Annotated in this window: 14 protein-coding genes, 1 tRNA gene and 2 rRNA genes (1 of these 17 only partly in view); 6 read left to right on the top strand and 11 right to left on the bottom strand. The window is 61.8% G+C overall.

The window, feature by feature from the left end:
• Nucleotides 1-7 precede the first annotated feature (7 nt).
• The 4 genes from ACOEQ1_RS13045 to ACOEQ1_RS13060 all read left to right on the top strand — a co-directional run bounded on the left by ACOEQ1_RS13045 (nucleotide 8) and on the right by ACOEQ1_RS13060 (nucleotide 4,213).
• Complete coding sequence (locus tag ACOEQ1_RS13045) at nucleotides 8-1,528, top strand: sugar ABC transporter ATP-binding protein (protein WP_419759682.1); 1,521 nt, start codon at nucleotides 8-10, stop codon at nucleotides 1,526-1,528.
• Nucleotides 1,525-2,508 (top strand): ABC transporter permease, encoded by a 984-nt coding sequence (locus ACOEQ1_RS13050; protein WP_419759683.1) that lies wholly within the window; start codon nucleotides 1,525-1,527, stop codon nucleotides 2,506-2,508. The genes ACOEQ1_RS13045 and ACOEQ1_RS13050 overlap by 4 nt, the downstream gene beginning before the upstream one ends.
• The gene (locus ACOEQ1_RS13055) at nucleotides 2,505-3,491 is read left to right on the top strand and encodes an ABC transporter permease (RefSeq protein ID WP_419759684.1); all 987 of its coding nucleotides are present in this window, start codon (nucleotides 2,505-2,507) and stop codon (nucleotides 3,489-3,491) included. Before ACOEQ1_RS13050 ends, ACOEQ1_RS13055 begins: the two co-directional genes overlap by 4 nt.
• 149 nt (nucleotides 3,492-3,640) lie before the next feature.
• The gene (locus ACOEQ1_RS13060) at nucleotides 3,641-4,213 is read left to right on the top strand and encodes a phosphatase PAP2 family protein (protein WP_419759685.1); all 573 of its coding nucleotides are present in this window, start codon (nucleotides 3,641-3,643) and stop codon (nucleotides 4,211-4,213) included.
• A gap of 82 nt (nucleotides 4,214-4,295) precedes the next feature.
• Here the strand turns inward: ACOEQ1_RS13060 and ACOEQ1_RS13065 are convergent, their stop codons facing one another.
• Nucleotides 4,296-5,303 (bottom strand): glycoside hydrolase family 5 protein, encoded by a 1,008-nt coding sequence (locus ACOEQ1_RS13065; RefSeq protein ID WP_419759686.1) that lies wholly within the window; start codon nucleotides 5,301-5,303, stop codon nucleotides 4,296-4,298.
• Entirely contained in the window at nucleotides 5,300-6,433 is a 1,134-nt protein-coding gene (locus ACOEQ1_RS13070) for a polysaccharide biosynthesis protein GumK (protein WP_419759687.1), read from the bottom strand. Before ACOEQ1_RS13070 ends, ACOEQ1_RS13065 begins: the two co-directional genes overlap by 4 nt.
• A gap of 340 nt (nucleotides 6,434-6,773) precedes the next feature.
• On the opposite strand from ACOEQ1_RS13070, the gene ACOEQ1_RS13075 reads away from it, so the two are divergent.
• Nucleotides 6,774-8,084, top strand: coding sequence for a polysaccharide polymerase (locus ACOEQ1_RS13075; RefSeq protein WP_419759688.1), 1,311 nt, complete (start codon nucleotides 6,774-6,776; stop codon nucleotides 8,082-8,084).
• Between the two features lie 21 nt (nucleotides 8,085-8,105).
• Here the strand turns inward: ACOEQ1_RS13075 and ACOEQ1_RS13080 are convergent, their stop codons facing one another.
• The 5 genes from ACOEQ1_RS13080 to ACOEQ1_RS13100 are packed head-to-tail and all read right to left on the bottom strand — an operon-like array spanning nucleotide 8,106 to nucleotide 15,159.
• On the bottom strand, nucleotides 8,106-9,593 hold the full coding sequence (locus tag ACOEQ1_RS13080; RefSeq protein WP_419759689.1) for a flippase: 1,488 nt from the start codon (nucleotides 9,591-9,593) through the stop codon (nucleotides 8,106-8,108).
• A complete protein-coding gene (locus ACOEQ1_RS13085) occupies nucleotides 9,586-10,743 on the bottom strand; it encodes a glycosyltransferase family 4 protein (protein WP_419759690.1) in 1,158 nt (385 codons plus the stop codon). The genes ACOEQ1_RS13080 and ACOEQ1_RS13085 overlap by 8 nt, the downstream gene beginning before the upstream one ends.
• A 9-nt stretch (nucleotides 10,744-10,752) precedes the next feature.
• On the bottom strand, nucleotides 10,753-12,930 hold the full coding sequence (locus ACOEQ1_RS13090; protein ID WP_419759691.1) for a GumC family protein: 2,178 nt from the start codon (nucleotides 12,928-12,930) through the stop codon (nucleotides 10,753-10,755).
• Complete coding sequence (locus ACOEQ1_RS13095; RefSeq protein WP_419759692.1) at nucleotides 12,927-13,784, bottom strand: WecB/TagA/CpsF family glycosyltransferase; 858 nt, start codon at nucleotides 13,782-13,784, stop codon at nucleotides 12,927-12,929. The genes ACOEQ1_RS13090 and ACOEQ1_RS13095 overlap by 4 nt, the downstream gene beginning before the upstream one ends.
• On the bottom strand, nucleotides 13,774-15,159 hold the full coding sequence (locus ACOEQ1_RS13100; protein WP_419759693.1) for an exopolysaccharide biosynthesis polyprenyl glycosylphosphotransferase: 1,386 nt from the start codon (nucleotides 15,157-15,159) through the stop codon (nucleotides 13,774-13,776). Before ACOEQ1_RS13100 ends, ACOEQ1_RS13095 begins: the two co-directional genes overlap by 11 nt.
• Before the next feature lie 744 nt (nucleotides 15,160-15,903).
• On the opposite strand from ACOEQ1_RS13100, the gene ACOEQ1_RS13105 reads away from it, so the two are divergent.
• Nucleotides 15,904-16,704 (top strand): 2OG-Fe(II) oxygenase, encoded by an 801-nt coding sequence (locus tag ACOEQ1_RS13105; protein WP_419759694.1) that lies wholly within the window; start codon nucleotides 15,904-15,906, stop codon nucleotides 16,702-16,704.
• 165 nt (nucleotides 16,705-16,869) lie between these two features.
• Here ACOEQ1_RS13105 and ACOEQ1_RS13110 read toward each other — a convergent pair whose 3' ends face one another.
• The 4 genes from ACOEQ1_RS13110 to ACOEQ1_RS13125 form a co-directional block, all read right to left on the bottom strand.
• The gene (locus tag ACOEQ1_RS13110) at nucleotides 16,870-18,078 is read right to left on the bottom strand and encodes a glycosyltransferase (RefSeq protein WP_419759695.1); all 1,209 of its coding nucleotides are present in this window, start codon (nucleotides 18,076-18,078) and stop codon (nucleotides 16,870-16,872) included.
• Nucleotides 18,079-18,729: 651 nt separating this feature from the next.
• Nucleotides 18,730-18,806: transfer RNA gene (locus ACOEQ1_RS13115), tRNA-Met, on the bottom strand.
• Between the two features lie 67 nt (nucleotides 18,807-18,873).
• Nucleotides 18,874-18,988: ribosomal RNA gene (gene rrf, locus ACOEQ1_RS13120) — 5S ribosomal RNA — on the bottom strand.
• A 211-nt stretch (nucleotides 18,989-19,199) separates the two neighbouring features.
• Nucleotides 19,200-21,938 (bottom strand): 23S ribosomal RNA (locus tag ACOEQ1_RS13125); it runs 2 nt beyond the window's last position.

A 21,938-nucleotide genomic window follows, 5' to 3' on the forward strand; every position in this document is an offset into this window, starting at 1 on the left:
GCCTGCCATGCTGCTGGAAACGCGCGCCTTAGGGAAAAGCTTCGGCGTGGTCGCCGCCCTTCGGGACGTTTCCTTCAGCGTGGCGGCAGGCGAAGTGCACGGGCTGATGGGTGAGAACGGCGCCGGGAAATCGACGCTCATCAAGCTGCTGACCGGCTTCCACCAGCCAACCGCCGGCGAGATCCTACTCGACGGCAAGCCCGTCGCCTTTGATAGCCCGCGCGCCGCCCAGGCCGCGGGCGTCGCTGCCGTCTATCAGGAAATCAACCTGATCCCCGAGCGGAGCGTCGCCGCCAACATCTTCCTGGCCCGCGAGCCCCGGCAGTTCGGCATCCTCACCGACACGGCGAAGATGGTGGCGGACTCCGCCGAGATCCTTGGCCGCTACGGCCTCGCGATCGACCCCCGAAGGCCGCTGAGGACGCTGGGGCTCGGGCTGCAGCAGATGGTCTCGATCGCGCGGGTGGTCTCGCTCGGCGCGCAGGTCGTCATCATGGACGAGCCGACCTCGGCGCTCGCCGGGGCCGAAGTCGACATCCTCTACGGCGTCGTCGAGCAGCTGCGGCGCGAAGGTCGCGGCATCATCTATGTCAGCCACCGCCTGTCGGAGTGCTACCGGCTCTGCGACCGGCTGACCGTGCTGCGCGACGGGCGAATGGTGGAGAGTGCCAAGACTGCCGATCTGCCGAGGGCACGGCTGGTCGCTGCCATGCTGGGACGCGAAAGCACCGCCGGCGGACCGGCTGCCCCCCGCGCCGTGGCGGCGGCAAGCGCCGCGGCACCTGCCGACATTGCCTTGACGGTCCGCGGCCTGAATTGGCGCACCCGCGTCCGGGACGTGTCCTTCAGCGTGCGGCGCGGCGAAATCCTCGGGCTCGTCGGCCTGCTCGGCGCCGGACGGACGGAGACCTTCAAGGCTATCTTCGGCGCCGAGACGCCGGATCACGGCGAGGTCGATGTCGCTGGAAAGCGTCTGGCCCATGCCCGGCCGGCGACCAGCATCCAGCGCGGCCTCGCCTTTCTGAGCGAGGACCGGCGGTCCGAGGGCATCTTCCCCAAACTCTCCGTGCGGGCGAATCTTACCGCCGCCGTGCTGCCGCGCATCTCGCGCTTCGGCATCGTCTCCCGCCGCCGCCAGACGGCGCTCGTCACGCGCTACATCCGCGAGCTTGGCATCAAGACGGCCGGACCCGAGGCGCTGATTTCCGAGCTTTCGGGCGGCAACCAGCAGAAGGTGCTGATCGGCCGGGCGCTTGCGACTGAGCCCCGCGTGGTGATGCTCGACGATCCGACGCGCGGCATCGATGTCGGCGCCAAGGCCGAGGTGCATCGCACGATCCGCGCTCTTGCGGCGCAGGGGTTGGGCGTCATCGTCACCTCATCCGAGGTGGAAGAGGTGCTGGAATTGTCGGACCGTCTGATCGTGCTCAATGAGGGCGCCGTCGCGGGCGAGCTGGAAACGGCGGGCCGCGAACCCGAGGATGTGCTGGCGATGCTGGCCTCGGCGGCGGAGGTTGCTGCGCCATGAGCGAGCGCGTAGCCGAGGCCGCTCCCGCGGCACCGGGCTCGTCGCCACGCGCGCGGGTGGCCGGTGGCGCCTGGATCCGCTCGTCGAGCGTCTACATCGCATTTGCGGCGCTGGTGATTTTCGATTTCATCGTGACGCCGGGCTTCCGCAACCCGGCGGTCATCCGCAGCCTTCTCTTCGACTCAGCGCCGGTGATCCTCATCGCGCTCGGGCAGAGCCTCGCCATCGGCACGCGCGGCATCGACCTCTCGGTGGGGTCGGTGATGGCGCTGAGTTCCTCGATCATCGGCATCACGCTATCGCTTGGGCAGGGCGGTTCGATGGCCCTCGGTATCGGCGCTGGACTGGCTTGCGGCGTGTTCAACGGCTTGCTCATCGCGGTGCTGCGCATCGATCCGCTGATTTCGAGCCTCGCCCTTCTCGTGGCGGCGCGGGGCCTGGCGCAGGCTCTGCTCGGCGGCGCGCGGATGGATCTGCCGTTCGACGGCCCGATCCCCTGGCTGGGTGCGGCGACCATCTCGGTGATCCCCGTCACGGCGATCATCGCGCTGGCGGTGGCGATCCTGTTTGCCTTCGTCGTCAAGCGGACGACGCCGGGGCATTACGCGATCTATGCCGGCGCGAGCCGCACCGCCGCGTTCCTCGCGGGCCAGCCGGTGCGCGCGACGCTCGCCTTCGTCTATGGGCTGAGCGGTTTGCTTGCCGGGGTCGCGGGGCTGTTCGCGACCGCGCGCCTGGGTGCTGCCGACCCCAACTATATCGGCGTGCAGTTCGAGCTGGACGCGATCGCCGCGGCGGTCATTGGCGGCACGCCGCTGTCTGGCGGCCGCATCTCGGTCGTCGGCACGATCTTCGGCGTACTGCTGCTCGAGGTGCTCGATGCGAGCTTCATCATGAACGATATAAGCGCGACCTACGCTCAGATCCTCAAGGCAGCCTTCATCGTCGGCGCGCTCTATCTGCAGAGGGCTGGCGGATGAGCGCCACGGCGGATCTGGGAGGCGCCAAGCGCGCGGCCGTCGATCGCGCCCGGATCGTCGGGCTCATCCAGTCGCGCGGCGCGATCCTCGTGCTGGTCCTGGCGGCGCTGGCGGCTGGCTCGGTCTTCCCCGACTTCCTCCATGCCGGCAACCTGGAGGACATCGTCACCGCGGCGAGCTTCCTGGGGCTCGTCGCGATCGGCCAGACCTTCGTCATCATCCTGGGCGGGTTCGACCTTTCGGTGGGCTCGATGGTCGGCCTCGGGACCGTGCTCGCCGCCTATGCGCTGCCCTTCGGCTGGGTGCCAGCGCTGCTGCTGCCGATCATCGTCGGCACGCTGGTTGGCCTTATCGACGGCCTGCTCATCGCGAGGACGCGCATGGCGCCGTTCATCGTCACCCTCGCCGCCCTGCTGGCGCTGAAGGGCGCGGCCATTGCTCTTGCAGGCGAGAGCATGGTCATCGCCAACCCCGGCTTCTTCGGCGTGATTGCCAACGGGCATTGGCTGGGCGTCAGCAACCTCATCGTCATTCTCGTCGCGGCCTATGCGCTGGGGGCGCTGGTGCTCAACCGCACGCCATTCGGGGCGGCGATCTTCGCCATCGGCGGCAACGAGGAGGCAGCGCGGATGCTCGGCATCCGGGTCGAGCGCGTGAAGGTGCAGACCTACTGCGTGAGCGGTGCCTTGGCTGGGCTGTCCGGCGCGCTACTGGCGTCTCGTCTGAGCAGCGGCCTGTCCTCGGCGGGCAACGGGTATGAGTTGCAGTCGATCGCCGCGGCGGTGATCGGCGGGGTGCTGCTCACGGGGGGCGTCGGCACGATGTTCGGCGCCCTGGCGGGCGTCTTGCTGCTGGGGTTGATCAACAACGTCATCAACCAGATCGGCTCCCTGAGCGCGGCTTATCAGGGTCTTGCGAGCGGCGCCTTTCTGCTGCTGGCGGTCATGATCCAGGCCGGCCTCAGCCGCAGCAAGCGAAGCTGAGCGCCACCCCGTACGCCGTAGACCCTCCCCGCGCATCCTCTATTGGTGCGAAGCGGCTTCGCGCGCTATAGCCCTGCGCCCGATCCAACGCCGCCGCGATAGCCGGGGCTGCCGCCGTAGAAGGAATTCCGCTCGTTTTTCCCCGGATGATGCACTTCCTGACGGCATTCGCGGATCAGGCCGTTCTTTTACCGTTGGCGGTTTCCGTGGTCCTGGGCTTCGCGGCGTCGGGCTGGCGCAGAGGCGCTGTGGGCTGGGGTGCCGCTGTCGCCGGCACGCTGACCGCCATGCTGGTGCTCAAACTCAGCTTCATCGCCTGTGGCCATCTTCTGCCGCTCTCTTCCTTGCGAAGTCCGAGCGGCCATACAGCCGGCGCCGCGGTGGTCTACGGGAGCCTGCTCGCGATGTGGATCCGGTTCAGGACGGGCACCGCGATCTGGACACTGCCGTCCGCGCTCATCTTCATGAGTGTCATCGGTGTGACACGCTTGGCACTCGGCGCGCATTCGGTCGTGGAGGTCGTTGTCGGAGGAGCCGTAGGCCTGCTCGGGGCGCTTATCGCCGTGATGCTCGCCGGACCTCCGCCGGAACGGTTCCGGTTTCGCACCATTGCGTTCTCAATGCTTATCGTGATTTTAATTTTCCACGGCTTTCGCCTGCCGGCGGAAATTGAAATCAGAAGGCTGGCCTTTACAATGTGGCCGTTCACTGTGTGCCGATAATGTGCCTCGGCGAATTCTTTCCGGCGGCGGTGTGTGCCTTCTGGCACAAACCCCGGCTGGACCGACGCCTATGCAGTGTCGACTACCTGGGCGCAAACGCCGCTTTCAGCGCGGCGAATTGAGGCCGCATTGCGCCGTTCGTCGGATCGAGCCGCATTGGATAGTCCGTCGGCCACCATGGCCCCGCGCCCCACAGGGCGATGCCCCAGAAGACATCGGGAGCCGTCGCAACCTCACTCAAGACGACATGCAGGGCACTCATACCCATGCTATCCGGAGGTGCGCCCGTTTCGCCCAGAAAGAGTTTGATCCCGCTCTGCCGCGACCAGGCAATGGCGCCCGACAGCCGCTGCCGTCCGACCTCCGCATTGGCGATCGGCTGCCGGTAGGTGCCTGAGCTGTCCGGATCAAGATAGAGATGAAGTTCCAAAACCCAGTTGTGCCGTGGATCGACAATGTGCCCGCTGAAGGGACGCTCAGGGCTTATGTCGGCGGCGTTGCTCCAATGGGCATGCGGCACGAGGATGACCCCGGTGAAACCCGCTGCGCGGATTGCGGCGATCGCCCTGTTCCAGATGGCTGAGTAGGCGATGTCGGAGCCTGTATGCGGTTCGTTCATCAGGCCGATTGCCACGTCGTCATGCGCGAACGTGGCGCCGATACGCCGCATGACATCGACATAAGCCGTGGCGGCCGCTGAGTTCCGCAGAATATCCTCGGACTTGCCGCCAAGTTTGAAAAATCCGTAGTCGTGCGGATCGAGGACGGTGATGGCACCATCATGTCGGTCGAGTTGCACGATCCTCTGGACCGCGTGGAGAAACGCAGGGTCGAACGGCCCCTCGGGCTGCGGCTGCAAGCGCTCGATCTGGAACGGGAGCCTGATCAACCGGACGCCTTGTTGCAGATAATACGCCGGATCTGGGATCGGATAATTGGTGCCCGCTTTCGGCCCTTGGCCGAGTTCGAGCCCACTTTCCGCGACACCCCAGAGTATGGATGAGCGCGCTCCCGCGGCAGCGCCGGTTTGGAGAAGAAGACAACCAAGGGCGACACAGGCGGACACAGCCCGTAGTCTGTTCCACGTCATGCGATGCAGTCCTCGGCCGGTGCGACCCAAAGCTTCGTATCGGGAAAGTCTGCTGGCGAAAGCAGCCGATCCACGACCTCGCTCCAGCTCTGCGACGTGTCGATGATCGGCGCTCGATTGCTCAAGGCTGCGGAAACGGCGGAAGCGATCGACGCGGCGTCACCGGGCGTGTAGCCGAACCGGCCAGAAGCGGTCCCGAGCGCAAAATACGGACAAACGGCCGGGATTGAGAACAAACCGAACTGCCTGAGCTTGAGCGACGTGTCGATGAGATAGCGCGGGCTGTTGTCGTGGCGATAGGCGGCAACCCCAAAGGCCGCGTGCTGAACGTAGGGCAAGGTTGCGGCGTAGGCCATTTCCGGGTGGATGATGATGTTGTGTCCCTTCAAATCGGCCGCCGCTCTCCCAGCGCCGATGACGTGAAAATCCAGATCCGGGAAGGCCGCGGCGGCGATCCTGAAGAAACTGGCGTCGAATAGCATGGAGCCGACCGCGACACAGGAGCGGCGGGGGCCGTAGGGGTTCGGATAGGCCTTCGCGGCGATCGACCGGTCAACGCCATGAGGCACAAGGATCGATGTCCGGCTGTGAGGCATGCTCTCGGCCATGTATTGCGACGGGAGCCTCACCGTGTCGATCTTGTCGAAGTTCCGCTTGAACTCGCTTTTGATCGTTGCCGCGCAGTCGATCACATCAAGCTCGTCGGAGGCGAGGTAGATGATGCGAGCGTTCGGGTTAAGCCGTTTGATGTCTTCAATGAAGATGACAGCCAGGCCGGACTCGATGAAGACGATGTTGGAATCCCGCAGCCATTGCTGCGGGATAGCGGGGACCATTGTGCGGTAGGCCCGGAACATCGCCGCTTCCATGCGCCTCAACCCTGGCCGCCGGATGTGGAAGGGATGCCACAGCATCTTCCAGAGGTAACACTGCACACCCTGATGGGTCACAAGGCGGTTGGCGTCACTGGCGAGGCCTGTTCTGGTGTCGCCGCGATACTGCGACAGCAGGGACAGGCCTACCGAAAAGAACCGCGTGGTGCATCGTGCCGCCATCTCGCCGGCGATGAAATGGACGCTGGCACGCCGAAGGCTCCGAAAGTCGTGTGCCGAGATGAACAGAGCCTTCACAAACCAGTCCCGCGGTTAGCGACGGTCACGACCAGTAAAGATCGCCACGCCGGCGTGAAGAGACGCGGCGGGCACTGCCGCCACCGATAGATGGGGTCCGATCAGGCCCCAGCATACAAGCTTGATATCTGGCGCGTGTATCGACGTCTAAGCTTGCCAGAATGGAAACTATCCCACGGATGTCATTGACACAAGAATGCGCGAATAGTCGGCCGCTGTCGTCCTTGACGCGGGCGCAACGCCCACTCCTGGCACAGGAACGGGAATTTCATCATGCGACGCATCCTGTGCCGTGTTATGGTCCCGGGTGTTTCGTGCTGTGGGGACTAGCACTTCCATTATGATACAAACTAGATCGATCGCGGGTGTTTCCGAGGTTTCACCCGTTGGCCCGCGCCTCGTGATGGTGGCGCTCGTGTTCAACATGGTGTTGTGCCTCATCACCACCCGCGCCGGCGTTCATATGTCGAACGCCGTGGTCATCGTGGTCGAACTCAGCATCCTTTCGGCTGGCCTCTACACGATTCGCCAGCGCATCAGCGCACAGGCCGCCCAGGTCACCGGCGTGCTTTGCGTCTTCCTCGTCGGAATGAAGCTCATCAACCCTGGGCTCGACCTCAAGATCATTCACGATGTCGGCATTATGTACATCTTCTATGAACTGGGGATGATGTCGTCGATACAGCGGGCGAACCGGCTCGTCTGGTGGGCAATGAGCATCGTCATCGTGCTCGGGCTGTTCGAACTCATCCTGCCGAATACATTCACCTACTTTTTCGATGAATGGACATACTACGTCGACAAGGGGGTCATTTCGGCCACGACCGTGAACTACGCCGATACCGGCTTCTTCGTCAGCGGCCAGCGCGCCGACCAGAACGCTCGCACCTTCCTCCCGTCCTTGCTCGGGGCCCATCGCGTCGCTTCCGTGTTTCTCGAGCCCGTCTCCATGGGGAACTTCTCGGTTCTCATCTTCGCGTGGTGCATCAGCACACGGGCAAACAATCCGCTCTGGAAGGGCCTCCTTTTCGCGCTTGCCGCAACCTGCATGGTGCTGGGTGATTCACGCTTTGCACTGGGCTGCTGGATCATGATGATCGTGTTTCGCAGCACGCCCTTCTACCGCTCCAGCTTCGTCGTGTTCTGCTTGCCAATCCTGGCGGCACTTGGCCTTCTGATGGCGGGCTCCATCCACGAGATGCCGGGGGTTATGCCCACTATCCTTGGAGATAACTTCTCGGGCCGGCTGCTCTTTTCCGGCCGGCTGCTCAATTACTGGAACTCGTCGCAATGGCTCGGTCTCGCTCCGTCGCAGGTCTACACCTCCGACACCGGCTACGCCTACGTGATCAATAACCTCAGTCTGCCGATAGCGCTCGGGCTACTCGCATTTTTCGCCTTCAACGAAGCTCGCACAGCCGAGGCGGCCTCCATGAAGGCAATGATCTCACTGTACATGGCCACGTCGCTTTGTATCGGCGCGAACATGTTTTCCATCAAGACTGCTGCCCTCGCATGGTTTCTCTACGGTGCTACGAATGCGGTACGGGGAGTGGAGCTGACTGACGACCCCCTGCCATTCGAGGCTGCACCCACGATACGGCCCCAATTTCTGGCCGGGGCTCTCAAAGGCAACGCGCGGAATTGGTGAGGCCTCGTTGGCGGCAAGACCTCAGGAGACGATATCGCCCTGCCTGATTACAGGCTGCGGGAGGATGCCGATCCGCCGGGCCGCGGCGATGATGACTGCTCGCAGCATCGGGTCTAGCCTGTAGGACAAGTAAGCAAAGCACAGACCGAAGGGCACCGCGAAGCAGACGGCGATCAAAGCGGTCATCGGGACAAGCCGCGCAATCGTCAGCGCGCAACACATCAGCAAGAAAGGCGGCGCAAGTCGCCATACCTCCCTGTTGAAACAGCCGCTGAGCCAGAGCAACGCGCCAAGGTTGATGGTCACGCGGATGGTCCAGGCCCAGGCAGCGCCGGGCAGACCCATTGTCGTAATTAAGAACCAGAGCACGAGAAAAAACGGAATGATTTCAACGAGCCCGATTTTTGCAGTGACGTGTGGCCGGCCCCGCGCCTGAATGTAGCCATACGGGATAAAGGCGAGGCCGTTCGTCCAGGCGCCGAACATGACGATTTGAGCCACTGACACCGACTCCATCGCGAAGCGCTGGCCGACCCACAAACGAAGGAACGGGCCAGATAAGAAGATCGCAGGGGCGCAGATCATCCCGAACCCGTAGGCGAGCGATGCCGTTGCATCGCGGGTGGTCGCGTCCGCCTCAGCCTGGCTGACGCGGGAGTTTCTTGGGAAGAGGGTCCGGGCAACTGCCGTCGCGAAGATCTGCGACCGGGTCGCGAGGGTCATTGGGATGGAGTAGCTGGCAACAGACGCCGCTCCGAGCAGCGCGCCCACAATCAACTGGTTCGATGTATCCAGGATCGGGTTGAGGATGCCGGACACCGACACCCAGGATCCGTATCCGAACAGACGGCGCACCCAGCGCGTGTCGACGTCAAACAGGCTGACCGGCCATTCCGAGCGGATCACAACGACATACGACACCGCTACCGCGAACAGACGAGCCACGAGAGTGGCCGGAATGACCACCTCGAGGCTTGGGCCAATGACGTAGGCGCAGACAAGGGGAACGACCTGCCCGCTCATGGTGCCGAAGGCCCCAAGGATATTTGAGGTCAGAAACTTGTCGCGGGATTCCAGTGCCCCTGTCGCTACACCCGAGAGCATGCCGAGCGGCAGCATCGCCGCCATCCAGGGATAGGCGGCGCTTGTCTCGCCCATCAGGCTGCCGGGCACTTTCACTAGGTGCAGCAGGATCACGTGGCCCACGGCGTAAAGGATCAGGCCGCCGATCAGACCGAGGCAGAGATTGCAGCAGAACGCCGTTACCAGAACCGGCGAGCGTTCCTGCTGAGTAGTCAGTTTTGCCAGCGCGTTAGCGGAAGCCCGGGAAAGTCCGAAGTCGAGAAATCCAAAGTAGCCTAGGAGAACCCATGAAATCGTAACGACACCGTATCGCGCGAGGCCGATCTGATGGATGTAGAAAGGGACCGTCCCGAGGGAGGTAGTGAGCGGTAGGAGGGCCCCGAAGACGTTGTAGAAAAGGTTCGCTGAGAACGCCTTTCTACTCAACTGCAACTCCCGAACTGACGGCCGGCCTGATTACCGCGCCCTTAGTCATTGCACTTTCATAGACCATGCCGTAGCGGCTGGCGACCTCCTGCCAATCGTAACGTTCGGCAACCGCCATCACGCGTTGCCGGGCCGTCGCCTGGGCATCCAGATCGTCCACAGGCAGAGCCGAGATTGCCGCGGCAGCGGCCGCCGGGTCATCCGCATCGACCGTAAGGCCGGCCCCAGCCGCGGAGACGAGGCGGGAGAAAGCGGGGATGCGGCTCAGTATCGGCACGAGGCCTGCCGACATGGCCTCGACCGCCGCCAAACCGAAACCCTCATAGGCGGAAAGGCTGACGTAGAAGCTGGATTCCGCCATAAGCCCGCGCAGTTCGGCATCGGTGGGGCTGAACACGAAACGTACGGCCTCGCCTAGGTTTAACTGAGCCACCATGTCGATGAGTTCGGACGCCTTCTGGTCGGCTTCCCGCCCCGCGATGATCAGGCGCCAGGCCGGGTCGATGGCGACCAAGTGCTTGAACACCCTGAGGAGCGCGTCGGTTCGCTTGTGCCGGGCAAAACGTCCGAAGCTGAGGATCGTCTTGCGCGGGGTCAGCGCCGCAGCGCCCTGGAACTTTGACTGGTTGATGCCGTTTTCGATCAACATCAGACGCTTGCCGGCGCTGGCCTGGAACATATCGGCATCGCTCTGGCTGCAGGCAACGATCCGGTCGTAGGCCGTAATTGAGGCTCGGGTCAGCGTCTGGAACCAGAGCCTCTTGGCAATCTTGAAAGCTCCAGTGTGGAAGAAGCCGCCGTGGGTGGTGGCGATCAACCGGCGTCCATGCAGAGGGCGCGTCAGCGCCAGAAAGTCGAAAAAGAAGTCTATGGCATGAACGTGGACGACATCCGCTCCGTTCAGGTGACGTAGGACAGACGGTGCCAGCGGGTAGCGGCTCGACCCCGTCCAACGCATGCGCCGGACCGGGACGCCCTGCACAACATCCTCCGCCGGCAAGACCTCGGGACCTGTGAACAGCCGGTCGAGCGTCAGGACGCTCGCGTCGATATTCAGCCGATCCCGCTGTGCCCTCGTCAGACTGAGGACAGTATCTTCCAGCCCGCCAACCGATGGGCTGAACTGGCGAACGACATGAACAACCTTCACGCGGCAGCCCTACGACCCGTAGAGCTTGTTGATCAGCTTCAATTCACGCCGGCTGTAGTCATCACCGAGCGCCAGGGTGGATTTCTGGTCGACCATCGACACGACGATGCCCGGGATCTGCGCGCCATAGGCCCGCAGACGCTCGATGCACCCGATAACCGCCCGGCGGGATGTAGACTGCCAGCGGCAGACGAAGATCGTCTGGTCGACGATGCTCGCATGCACCAGACCGTCCGTCATCGCCAGCAGTGGCGGGCTGTCGACGATCACCAACCCATAAGACGTTTTCAGCGTCGCGAGTATGGCCCGCAGACGCATAATCTCGCCTGTTCCGAAGGAATGAGTCATCGGCCGTCCGGCAGCGATGAAATCGACCTTTGTGTCAGGATCGGTCTGGATAACCTCAGACAGCGTCGCTCTACCGGCCAGTAGATCGGTCAGTCCCAGCTTTGCCGATCCCGACATGTGCCGCATCAAAGAGCCGCGGCGATGGTCGCCGTCCACGACCAGCACCTTCTGGCCCCCGAGACGGACCGTCAGGGCAAGCCAGACCACCAAAGTGGTTTTTCCTTCCTCGGCACTTGCTGAGGTGACCAGGAGCGACCGTGGCGTGTCGGCGTCTCGCACCAGCAGAGAGAGCTGAGCCGCCAGGCCACGAACGGCTTCGCTGGCCCGGGAGAAAGGTTCATCGAGAACATGCCGCGCGACGAGACGCCTGCGGCTCGCCGAAACGACCGGGATGGCCGTCAGCAACGGCAACTGCACCGATCCGCGCAGGTCATCGACATCGCCGAACCCGACCGAAAGGTAGTCGATCAGGAGAATGATCGCGAAGGCCAGAACCATCGCGACGACGACAACGCCGGCAAGCAGCTTCGGATGGTTGGGGAACGTCGGTTGCCCGGGTATGGCAGCGTGCGACACGAAGTTAATCGGCGGCTCCAGCAGCGATGCCCGATCGACGACTTCCTTCGAGTGATCGAGGAAGGTTTCATATACCGTCTGCGCGCTCTGCGCTTCCTGGGTAAGGCTCCGGTACTCTGCCTGCGGGGCACTCTGTTGCCCTGCCTCGGCTCTCAGCCTGTTGAGATAGCTGGTCAGCTGGTTCACCTCCGCGCGGGCCGCCACGAGGTTCGAGCGGATGTTGCCGAGCGCAGAGCCGGTCGCCGAGTTGAGGCTCGCGCGCGTGGCGGCGATTTCACGGTTCAGTTCGCGAACACCCGGGTAATTGCGCCCGTATTCCGCTTCCTGCTGCCCCCGCTGGCTCTCCAGCTGAGCCAGTTCATTCGCCGCGGACACGACGATGGGTTGCTGCGCGGCGTCGACGAGAGTGCTCGGATCGCCGCCTTGCCTGAGGGAATCCGCGCGGGCCTGGGCCGCCGCAAGACGTGCCTGAGCGCCGCTGAGGTTGACGGCAGTCTCCGCGATCTGGCTGTCGACGAGCGGATCGGTTGCATCGCCGCTTCCGGTATTGGTCAGGCCTTTCGCGATAGCGAACTCGTTCGCCTTGGTCACGGCGTCGAGCCAACGCTGCCTCAACTGCTGCGTCCGGGCGTCGAGCCACGATGCGATACGGCTGACATTGGCGGTCTGCTGGCCGAGAGCGATCGTCTGATAATTGGTGACGACAGCGTCGGCCAGTTCAGCTGCGCGCGGACCGGTATTGGCGGTCACTGCCACGTCCAGCACCCGTGAGCGATCCTCAGGAGACACCTTCAGCTGCGTCAGGAACTGGGTTATCTCGCCACTTTCGCGGGATTGCGGCGTGGAAGCCACCGGCTTCTGGCAGAGCATGGCCACACCCTTGCCGCAGAGCCAGCTGCGAAGGTGGAAGCTGGGTGCTGCGGGCGGTGCCGGATATTGCCGCAGCACGTCCGACGCCACGTCTCGAGACATGAGCAGGGCAGCCTCGGTCGCAGGGCGATCGTCCTCGACGACACTCTGTGGCTGCTGCCCCTCCGGCGCCAGAGGATCAGCGTCCTGGGTCGTCAGCACCACGGTGGCCGTCGCTGTATAAGTCGGCTTCAGGGTGAACACGACCGCGCCGCCGACCAACATGACCGCCACGAAAATCAACGAGAACAGCCCGAGGTGGCGGCGCCAGACCCGGAAAACCCGCTTGGCATCGAAGCCATTGGACGGTTGGATGTAACCGGAGACGGGTAGATGCGTGTTCATGGAGTTCATGCGGATGTCTTTGACTGTGCGCCGTCTGGCTTTGTAAGTTTCGCCCGGATGGCGTAGCCGAGGAGGTAACCTCCAAAGACCGGCAGACCGAGCAGGTAGCGGCGCCAGAGACGGCGCGGCTCGCGGATCAGGCGGACCAGCCACTCGATGCCAAGATTGGCGATCCAACGCGGCGGACGGCTTACCCTACCGGCGGCGTGATCGACAAGTGCTCCGGCCGTGATGGCAACCACCGGGCGAAGCTCTTGCCAGTTGTCCCATAGCCAGCGCTCCTGGCGGGGCATACCCATGTTCACAAGCAGGACCGTCGCCCGACTTTCGTTGATGCGAGCGATGATTTCACGCGTGTCGGCCGAGCCCGGGGACGCATCAAAGTAACCGTCCTGGACGCCCGCAGTCACGACATCGTAGCGAGCCTCGAAAGCCGCTGCCGCCTGCATGGCCACTTCGCGGGTTCCGCCCAGCCAGAAGACCCGCGCCTGTGAGCCGAGGCGCTCCAGCGCGATGCCGATCCACTCGGGAGGCGTTGTCCGGTGCGGTGTGAATCCCTTCAGTATCTTGGTCGCCACCTGCACTCCGGCCCCGTCGCAGAACGCGATGTCCGCCTCCGCGAATAGCCCACGCAACCACGGCTCGGTCTGAGAAAGCGTCACGCAATGCGCGTTTGCATTGACCACGAGGAGCTTGTCTTGCTCCATGACCGCCCCGACCACGCGATCAACGATCGCTGCGCGATGAATGTTGTGGAGGCGCAGCCCCATAACGTCGAACCTGTCGGCCTGTACGTCGAGGCGCGACTGCACACCCTGACGTCCGAGTGCAGGAGCCGGGGCCACGTCTGTGCTAGAAGGCATGCTTGCTGAAGACCTCCCTGAGGACGGTCATCGAGATGATCCTAAGATCGAACCATACCGACCATTTCTGGATGTATTCGAGGTCGTAGGTCACTCGTCGGCGAAGATCATCCATCGTCACCAGCTCGCCTCGAGCCCCATTCACCTGAGCCCAACCCGTGATGCCAGGCCTCACCTGATGGCGGATGACATATTCGGCCATTGCATCTTTCAGCAACTGCCCGCCTGCCCGCGTGTGGGGCGCGTGCGGCCGAGGTCCGACAAGAGACATGTCGCCCGCCAGGACATTGAACAGCTGAGGAAGTTCGTCGAGGCTCAGTTTCCGGAGCCACTTGCCGACGCGGGTCACCCGCGGATCGTGGCGGGAAGTCTGCCGCGCGGCCATCAAGTCAGCGGCGTTGGAAAACATCGACCTGAACTTGAGCACGGTGAACGGGCGATCGTTGAACCCCAGGCGCGGCTGCCGGAAGAGGACCGGCCCCGGCGAATCCAGTTTCACGGCTGCGGCGATCACGATGAGAACGGGAAGCAGAAGAAACAACAGGAGCAGCCCGAGAGCGATATCGACCACTCGTTTGCTCACGGCTTGCGCCTGTGTCAGCGGCCGGCGCTGCACGGCCATTAGGGGGAGCGACCCGAACATCTCAACGGGCAGCCCGGCATCCTCGCCTTGTGCCAGATAGGGCATGATGTAAACCTCGACCGCCACGCCCCGCAGCCTCCAGCGCAGCTGCGCGACCATCTCCAGGGCATCGGCATCTGGCGGCACGGCAATGACGATGTCGTCGATCGCGGTTCCGCGGCTCAACTCGATCAACTCGTCCACCGAGCCGGTCACCGTCATGTCGCCCTGACGCGACGGCTCATCACTGTAGATCCCAAGAAGCCGAACCGGCTCGCTGGTCCGGCTCATGAATACGTCGGCGACCCGCGATGCGTTGCAGTCGTGGCCGATGACAGCCACCTTTCGCGCCATCCGGTGCGCGACGCTCGGGTGCGTCAGCGCGTAGTTGCCAACGCTGCTGACCGCCAGCAGCGCGACGGCGGTCGTGGCAAGCCAGATTGCCATCGTCGTGGCGAGTTCCGGCCGGGTGTCGCCGCCCAGCGCGAGCACGAATGTTCCAGCCATCGCAGAACACAGGAGGATCGGCATCAGATGGAGCGTGCGCTTGAACTGCTGCGGATAGCTGCTGAGGGAGCCGGGCTGAACGCGGCGGTTCACGCGATGCAGGAGACAGAACGTCAACACGATGACGAAGCCGGCAATGGCTACGTCATGACCATCCGCGGGAACGATTTTACGCAAGGCGAACGCGACGCCAAGCGTGGTTAGCAGGACCGTTGCCGCCTCGGCGAGCCAGACGACAGCGGACATGACAGGCTTAGCCTCGCGACGCGGCGATGTCGACCGAGCGCTTCTCCCGGCATAGCCGGAAACAGACACAGCGGCACCGACCTCGCCGGAACGTTCGAGGACCAAGTCTTCGCGTTTGTCAAAATGCATGCCTGTCTCATAATTCACGAACTTACGAGCGAAGTTCACCTGCGACACCAACTTCAATTATCAGCACAAGGGAGATTTAGGATCGAGAACAAAACAATCCTCGACGCCATTACGCGTAACGAAGCTTAGTTGCCGCGGCAAACAGGTCTCGAAGTTGCAGACATAACGGCCACGTGGTGCCGCGTGGCCTGCTAAGCCTTATACCGCATCGTGCTCAGACATCTAAGAGTGAGCTTAGGAATCCGCCATGGGGGCGTCAATGCTTTTTGCTGCATTGCATCATAAACCTATGTGTGTAACCGAGGAGAAATAGTAAAACATAATACTATCAACGACATAGAGTTCTTTACCGATGGGTAAAATTACCTTGAGCACGAGTTTCGTGCAGCGGACGATGACAGGACGACCTGTCTCTAGCTGCGACTGCGGACGATATTAAGGCAGGTTGATGAAGTTACGGCGCTGTCTTTACGCGGATCACGAACGAGCTTTGATAAGCCATTTGACGTTAAGACTGAACGCTTACATACTCCTATAGTTCAATTTGGCGGGGGCTTATACCAAATGACTAGCGGCTCAACGACCGAAAATCGTAGTCGAGCCGATTATCTTTCTATGACTCTGCAACAACGTGGCGAGATGAAGGCTGCGTTTGTGTCGGCGACGCCGTTCCCGCACCTGGTCCTGGAAGGCCTCTTCTCGAGTGATTGCCTGAAGGCTGTAGTTGAAGAGTTCGATAACGCGCCTCCCGAGATGTGGCGCGAAATTCAGTCCGGACTCCAAAAGAAGCGCGCAACGCTACCCGATGTCGCCCTTCCGACCAATGTTCAGAGTTATTTCGATACACTTAACTCGGGTCCATTCCTCCGGTTTCTCACCGATGTCACAGGGATTCCAAACCTCATTCCCGATCCGGCGCTGCATGGTGGTGGGATGCATGAGGTAGAAGAAGGTGGCGGGTTCGAAATCCACATCGACTTCGACCGGCACCCCAGGACCTTGCTTAATAATCGCCTCGTCGTAATCACCTACCTGAATGATGACTGGTTCGACGCGGATGGCGGCAGCCTCGAACTCTGGCACATGAAGCCGCCAAGTCGCGCCGCGAGCATCACGCCGATCTTCGGCAGGACAGTGATCCTTGCGCAGTCACCGATTGCGGCCCACGGGCACCCTCATCCGATCAGGGCAGGCCGCAAACGGCGTTCGATTACGGCATACTTTTACACAAATGGCTATGCGACTACGACGACCAGCAACCTCCTCCCCACCACCTACATCGCTCACAACGGGTACTCTGTCGCGAAACGACTGGAGTTGGCCTTGCGGCTTGCGGTCCCGCCAATCGTTTTGATGAGTCTGAAGTCAATCAAGACCAAGGCGCGGCACGCTTTGCTTCGCGCGCACGCGCAGTAGCGGCGAACCTGCTTGACCGTGAGAGCGCCGCAGGTTCGAGAGGCGACGTATGAACAGGTCGGTGTCCGCTGGATGAGCGCGAGAGCCAGTAGCCGGCTCTAGCTCCCCGTCTCAGCACGACGCGCATCAGGCGGAAAACGGCGACGCTTGCCCACGCATCCGCGGTCACGCGGGGATGCTGGCGATCCTGTCGTAAAGCGCTTCGAGTTGTGCTGTCTGCCTATGGAGGTTGTGGGATTGAGCGACAAAACCTGGACCTGCCGATGAAAAGCGCTCTGCTAGGACATCATCGCTGAGCAGGGCCACCAATTGCTCGGCCAGCACAGCCACATCGCGTTCGGCGAAAGCAAAGCCTGTGATACCGTCGCAAATGCCCTCGGTGGCGCCCCCCCGCGCCGAAGTGACGACCGGCACGCCACTCGCCTGCGCCTCAAGGAGGACCAGCGGCAGACCTTCCGCATCTCCACTCTCGGCGGTGACGCTCGGCAGGCAGAACACACGTGCCTCCCCCAGAAGCGTCGTCGCGACATCGCGCTTGAACGCGCCGACAAAGCGGACGCCACCAATAGAAGCCGCCCTGCCGGCAAGCCGGGCACGTTCCACTCCATCACCGCCGACCACCAACTCCGCCTCCGGGATTTGCGCACGAACACGCTCGAAGGCTTCCAGCAAGTAGATGCAACCCTTCTTTTCAACCAGGCGGCCGAGGAAGAGGATCAGAGGGCGGCGCTTAGCCACGGGATTCGCGCCGGGCGCAAAGTGGCTGGGGTCGATCCCTATGGGCAGCACGGCAATCCGATCGTCTGGTAGCCCTGCGGCGATCGCAGCTCGGCGGATATTTTCGGAAATGGCGATGAAGGTCACGGTCCGATCCCTGGCCATGCGAGCGAGGCGGGCGGGGTAGCTTTGCCAGCGGCGCCCTCCCCGTCCCTGGGCGAACCACTCCATCCGGGTGGTTATGTCGGAGCCGTGCAATGTAACGATCAACGGAATGCCTAGCCGCTGGGCGATCGGCCAAGCCTCGACGCCATCAAAACCGAAATGCGCGTGAATCAACTTAGGTGCGACCTGCCGCACCACATCCGTCATACGCGGGGGCGCCGAGCCCAGCCGCCTGCTGACGAGGCCCGAAATCCGCTGTGCGATTGTTGCCTGCCCTCGGAAGGCTGTGCGGACGGAGAGACCTTCGAGCGGCAGAGCATTGACCTGCCTCTCGCCGACCAGGACGGGGTGCCACCTGCGGAGGGCGAGAGCCTGATCCCGAACAAAGGTCTCGGAGAGCGGAAGGATCTGCGTGCGGTAGATCGCAACGAGACGACCTTCAGGCGCGGAGCCGTCCCCGTCGGTAAATCTGTCTGTTGCGGTTTCGGTCAAGCTCGTCCTCGATCCGTAGGTAGATTGGTATTCGGGACGGAGTTAAGTGAGACATCTAGGTTTGTCGCGAGACCATTCCTGACTGGTGCGGCTAGGACAAGCGCCCCGCATGCCGATGGGCGAGCCGCAAACGGGCTTGCGGTGAAACAAGCCAGGCTCCGTCAGCGATCCGCTTGGCCATTCAAGAAGGAGCAGACCTAGCCGAAATATAGCTTCTGGTCGGGTTCACGCAGCCTTAAGATCTGGCGTGGTAGTATTAAGGTGCACGGGAGCCCTCTCCGACTAATCGTTGATACTGCATTGGCAGTAACTTAAGGTCAGTAAGTTAATGCGCAGGGCGGCAAGTTGCCTGGAAAAAAGCGCGGCCTCTGAGGGAAAGCCAATGGACCACCGTAATCCAGCAGACCCGCCGCCCGTGATGGGTCAGCAACAGTCCGTGATGATCCCGGTCCCGTCGGTCTATATCAGGACAGGGGAAACCGTCGACGCGCGGCCAAACGAAGCATCCATCCGCCCCAGGAAGTCGTTCTTCCGAGGTGTTGCGGTTGGCTTAGCCATCATGATTCCCGTCTGGGCATGGCTTTTGATGCGTTTGATGCACTAAGGCGGCCGCTGTTGCGGAGCGAGCTAAGCATCTGATTCATTTTAATTTGGTTGCGGGGACAGGATTTGAACCTGTGACCTTCAGGTTATGAGCCTGACGAGCTACCGGGCTGCTCCACCCCGCGGGGGTGATGGATTTGGGAGCGTGACGACTGCGGTGCGGTCGGTGCGGCTCGTTGGGTAGGTTGGAAGGCCTGGCGGCGACCTACTCTCCCGCGTCTTAGGACGCAGTACCATGGGCGCTGGGGTTTTTCACGGCCGAGTTCGGGATGGGATCGGGTGTAGGCTCCCCGCTATGGCCACCAGGTCGTCCAACCCACCCTAGGCCTGAGTTGCCTCGGGCGAGGAGTGAGATGTGACGGGGTTTGATCCTCTGTTCATCGTCAACTGGCCGCCAATCCAGCCCCAGTTGCCGATGAATGATGAAGGAAGAAGAGAATGGATGTGCGTTTGGTGGCACCCGGTTAGGGGCATTGGATGTGGTTATGGTTGGATGATTGCTGTGCAGGATGGTGTAGTTTGAGAGCTCTATCGGGTGATTAGGACCGGTTAGCTGAGCGGGTTGCCCCGTTTTCACACCCGGCCTATCGACGTGGTGGTCTACCACGACCCTCAGGGAGACCTCGTTTTGAGGTGGGTTTCCCGCTTAGATGCTTTCAGCGGTTATCCCGTCCATACTTAGCTACCCGGCGGTGCCGCTGGCGCGACAACCGGTACACCAGAGGTATGTTCATCCCGGTCCTCTCGTACTAGGGACAAATCCTCTCAAGTCTCCTTCACCCACGGCAGATAGGGACCGAACTGTCTCACGACGTTCTAAACCCAGCTCACGTACCACTTTAATCGGCGAACAGCCGAACCCTTGGGACCTGCTCCAGCCCCAGGATGTGATGAGCCGACATCGAGGTGCCAAACCTCCCCGTCGATGTGGACTCTTGGGGGAGATCAGCCTGTTATCCCTAGAGTACCTTTTATCCGTTGAGCGATGGCCCTTCCACGCGGGACCACCGGATCACTATGGCCGACTTTCGTCTCTGCTCGAGCTGTCGCTCTCGCAGTCAGGCGGGCTTATGCCATTGCACTCAGCAGCCGATGTCCGACCGGCCTGAGCCCACCATCGCGCGCCTCCGTTACACTTTGGGAGGCGACCGCCCCAGTCAAACTGCCCACCATGCAGGGTCCTGGACCGGGATGACCGGTCTCAGTTAGACATCAGAAGCGCCCAGGGTGGTATTTCAAGGATGGCTCCACCCGAGCTAGCGCCCAGGCTTCAAAGCCTCCCACCTATCCTACACAGTGCTCCCCTGATGCCACTGCAAAGCTGCAGTAAAGGTTCATAGGGTCTTTCCGTCTGACCGCGGGTACCCCGCATCTTCACGGGGAATTCAATTTCGCTGAGCCCATACCGGAGACAGTGGGGAAGTCGTTACGCCATTCGTGCAGGTCGGAACTTACCCGACAAGGAATTTCGCTACCTTAGGACCGTTATAGTTACGGCCGCCGTTTACCGGGGCTTCAATTCAGTGCTTGCACACCTCCTCTTAACCTTCCGGCACCGGGCAGGCGTCAGACCCTATACGTCATCTCTCGATTTCGCAGAGCCCTGTGTTTTTACTAAACAGTCGCTACCCCCTGCTCTGTGCCACCCGCCCATGGTTGCCCACAAACGGGTCTCGCTTATCCCGAAGTTACGCGAGCAATTTGCCTAGTTCCTTCGATATGGTTCTCTCAAGCGCCTTGGTATTCTCTACCAGTCCACCTGTGTCGGTTTCGGGTACGGTCTATATGCTAGAGCTATTTCCTGGAATGATCAGAAAGCCGGGACAATCCGTTAAGCCCCGACAACACTTCGCATTCGTCACTTCTAGCAGGCCCAGGAATATTCACCTGGTTTCCATCGACTACGGCTTTCGCCCTCGCCTTAGGGGCCGGCTCACCCTGCGCGGATTAACCTTGCGCAGGAACCCTTGGACTTTCGGCGACAGAGTTTCTCGCTCTGTTTGTCGCTACTCATGTCAGCATTCGCACTTCCGATACCTCCAGGAGGGGTCACCCCATCTCCCTTCGCAGGCCTACGGAACGCTCCGCTACCGCGTAGATCACTCTACACCCGCAGCTTCGGTGTGTGGCTTGAGCCCCGTTACATTTTCGGCGCAGGATTTCTAATAGACCAGTGAGCTATTACGCTTTCTTTAAAGGATGGCTGCTTCTAAGCCAACCTCCTGGTTGTTTTGGAATTCCCACATCCTTTCCCACTTAGCCACAACTTGGGGACCTTAGCTGGCGGTCTGGGCTGTTTCCCTCTCGACCACGGACCTTAGCACCCATGGTCTGTCTGCCGGGCTATACTTCTGGGTATTCGGAGTTTGGTTAGGTTTGGTAAGGCTTTGGGCCCCCCTAGCCCATCCAGTGCTCTACCCCCCAGGGTAAACACCCGACGATCTACCTCAATAGATTTCGCGGAGAACCAGCTATCTCCGAGTTTGATTGGCCTTTCACCCCTAGCCACAGCTCATCCCCGACTTTTTCAACAGGCGTGGGTTCGGCCCTCCAGTGCGTGTTACCGCACCTTCAGCCTGGCCATGGCTAGATCACTCGGTTTCGGGTCTTCTACCTGCAACTCTGCGCCCTATTCAGACTCGCTTTCGCTACGCCTACACCTACCGGCTTAAGCTTGCTGCAAACAGAAACTCGCTGACCCATTATACAAAAGGTACGCCGTCACCGCAGTTGCGGCTCCGACTGCTTGTAGGCGTCCGGTTTCAGGTCTATTTCACTCCCCTCATCGGGGTGCTTTTCACCTTTCCCTCACGGTACTTGTTCACTATCGGTCACCAGGGAGTATTTAGGCTTGGAGGGTGGTCCCCCCATGTTCAGACAGGATTTCACGTGTCCCGCCTTACTCAAGGACCTCATCCAATCTCACCGCATACGGGGCTATCACCCGCTCAGGCCGGACTTTCCAGACCGTTTTGCTTGATCAAATAAGGCCACTGGCCTGTTCCGCTTTCGCTCGCCACTACTGACGGAATCTCTGTTGATGTCTTTTCCTCCAGGTACTGAGATGTTTCAGTTCCCCGGGTTCGCCTCACGACCCTATGTATTCAAATCGTGATACCCATCGCTGGGTGGGTTGCCCCATTCGGATATCCATGGATCAACGCCTGCTCGCGGCTCCCCATGGCTTTTCGCAGCGTGCCACGTCCTTCATCGCCTCCTGGTGCCAAGGCATCCACCGAACGCCCTTCTCTTGCTCT

This window comes from Acidisoma sp. (assembly GCF_965199065.1).
Lineage (GTDB): Bacteria > Pseudomonadota > Alphaproteobacteria > Acetobacterales > Acetobacteraceae > Acidisoma.

What these genes read in the sequence shown, in the direction of transcription:
- ACOEQ1_RS13045 (WP_419759682.1), top strand. Translation starts at nt 8, where the DNA reads ATGCTGCTGGAAACGCGCGCCTTAGGGAAAAGCTTCGGCGTGGTCGCC.
- ACOEQ1_RS13050 (WP_419759683.1), top strand. Translation starts at nt 1,525, where the DNA reads ATGAGCGAGCGCGTAGCCGAGGCCGCTCCCGCGGCACCGGGCTCGTCG.
- ACOEQ1_RS13055 (WP_419759684.1), top strand. Translation starts at nt 2,505, where the DNA reads ATGAGCGCCACGGCGGATCTGGGAGGCGCCAAGCGCGCGGCCGTCGAT.
- ACOEQ1_RS13060 (WP_419759685.1), top strand. Translation starts at nt 3,641, where the DNA reads ATGCACTTCCTGACGGCATTCGCGGATCAGGCCGTTCTTTTACCGTTG.
- ACOEQ1_RS13065 (WP_419759686.1), bottom strand. Translation starts at nt 5,303, where the DNA reads ATGACGTGGAACAGACTACGGGCTGTGTCCGCCTGTGTCGCCCTTGGT.
- ACOEQ1_RS13075 (WP_419759688.1), top strand. Translation starts at nt 6,774, where the DNA reads ATGATACAAACTAGATCGATCGCGGGTGTTTCCGAGGTTTCACCCGTT.
- ACOEQ1_RS13090 (WP_419759691.1), bottom strand. Translation starts at nt 12,930, where the DNA reads ATGAACTCCATGAACACGCATCTACCCGTCTCCGGTTACATCCAACCG.
- ACOEQ1_RS13095 (WP_419759692.1), bottom strand. Translation starts at nt 13,784, where the DNA reads ATGCCTTCTAGCACAGACGTGGCCCCGGCTCCTGCACTCGGACGTCAG.
- ACOEQ1_RS13100 (WP_419759693.1), bottom strand. Translation starts at nt 15,159, where the DNA reads ATGTCCGCTGTCGTCTGGCTCGCCGAGGCGGCAACGGTCCTGCTAACC.
- ACOEQ1_RS13105 (WP_419759694.1), top strand. Translation starts at nt 15,904, where the DNA reads ATGACTCTGCAACAACGTGGCGAGATGAAGGCTGCGTTTGTGTCGGCG.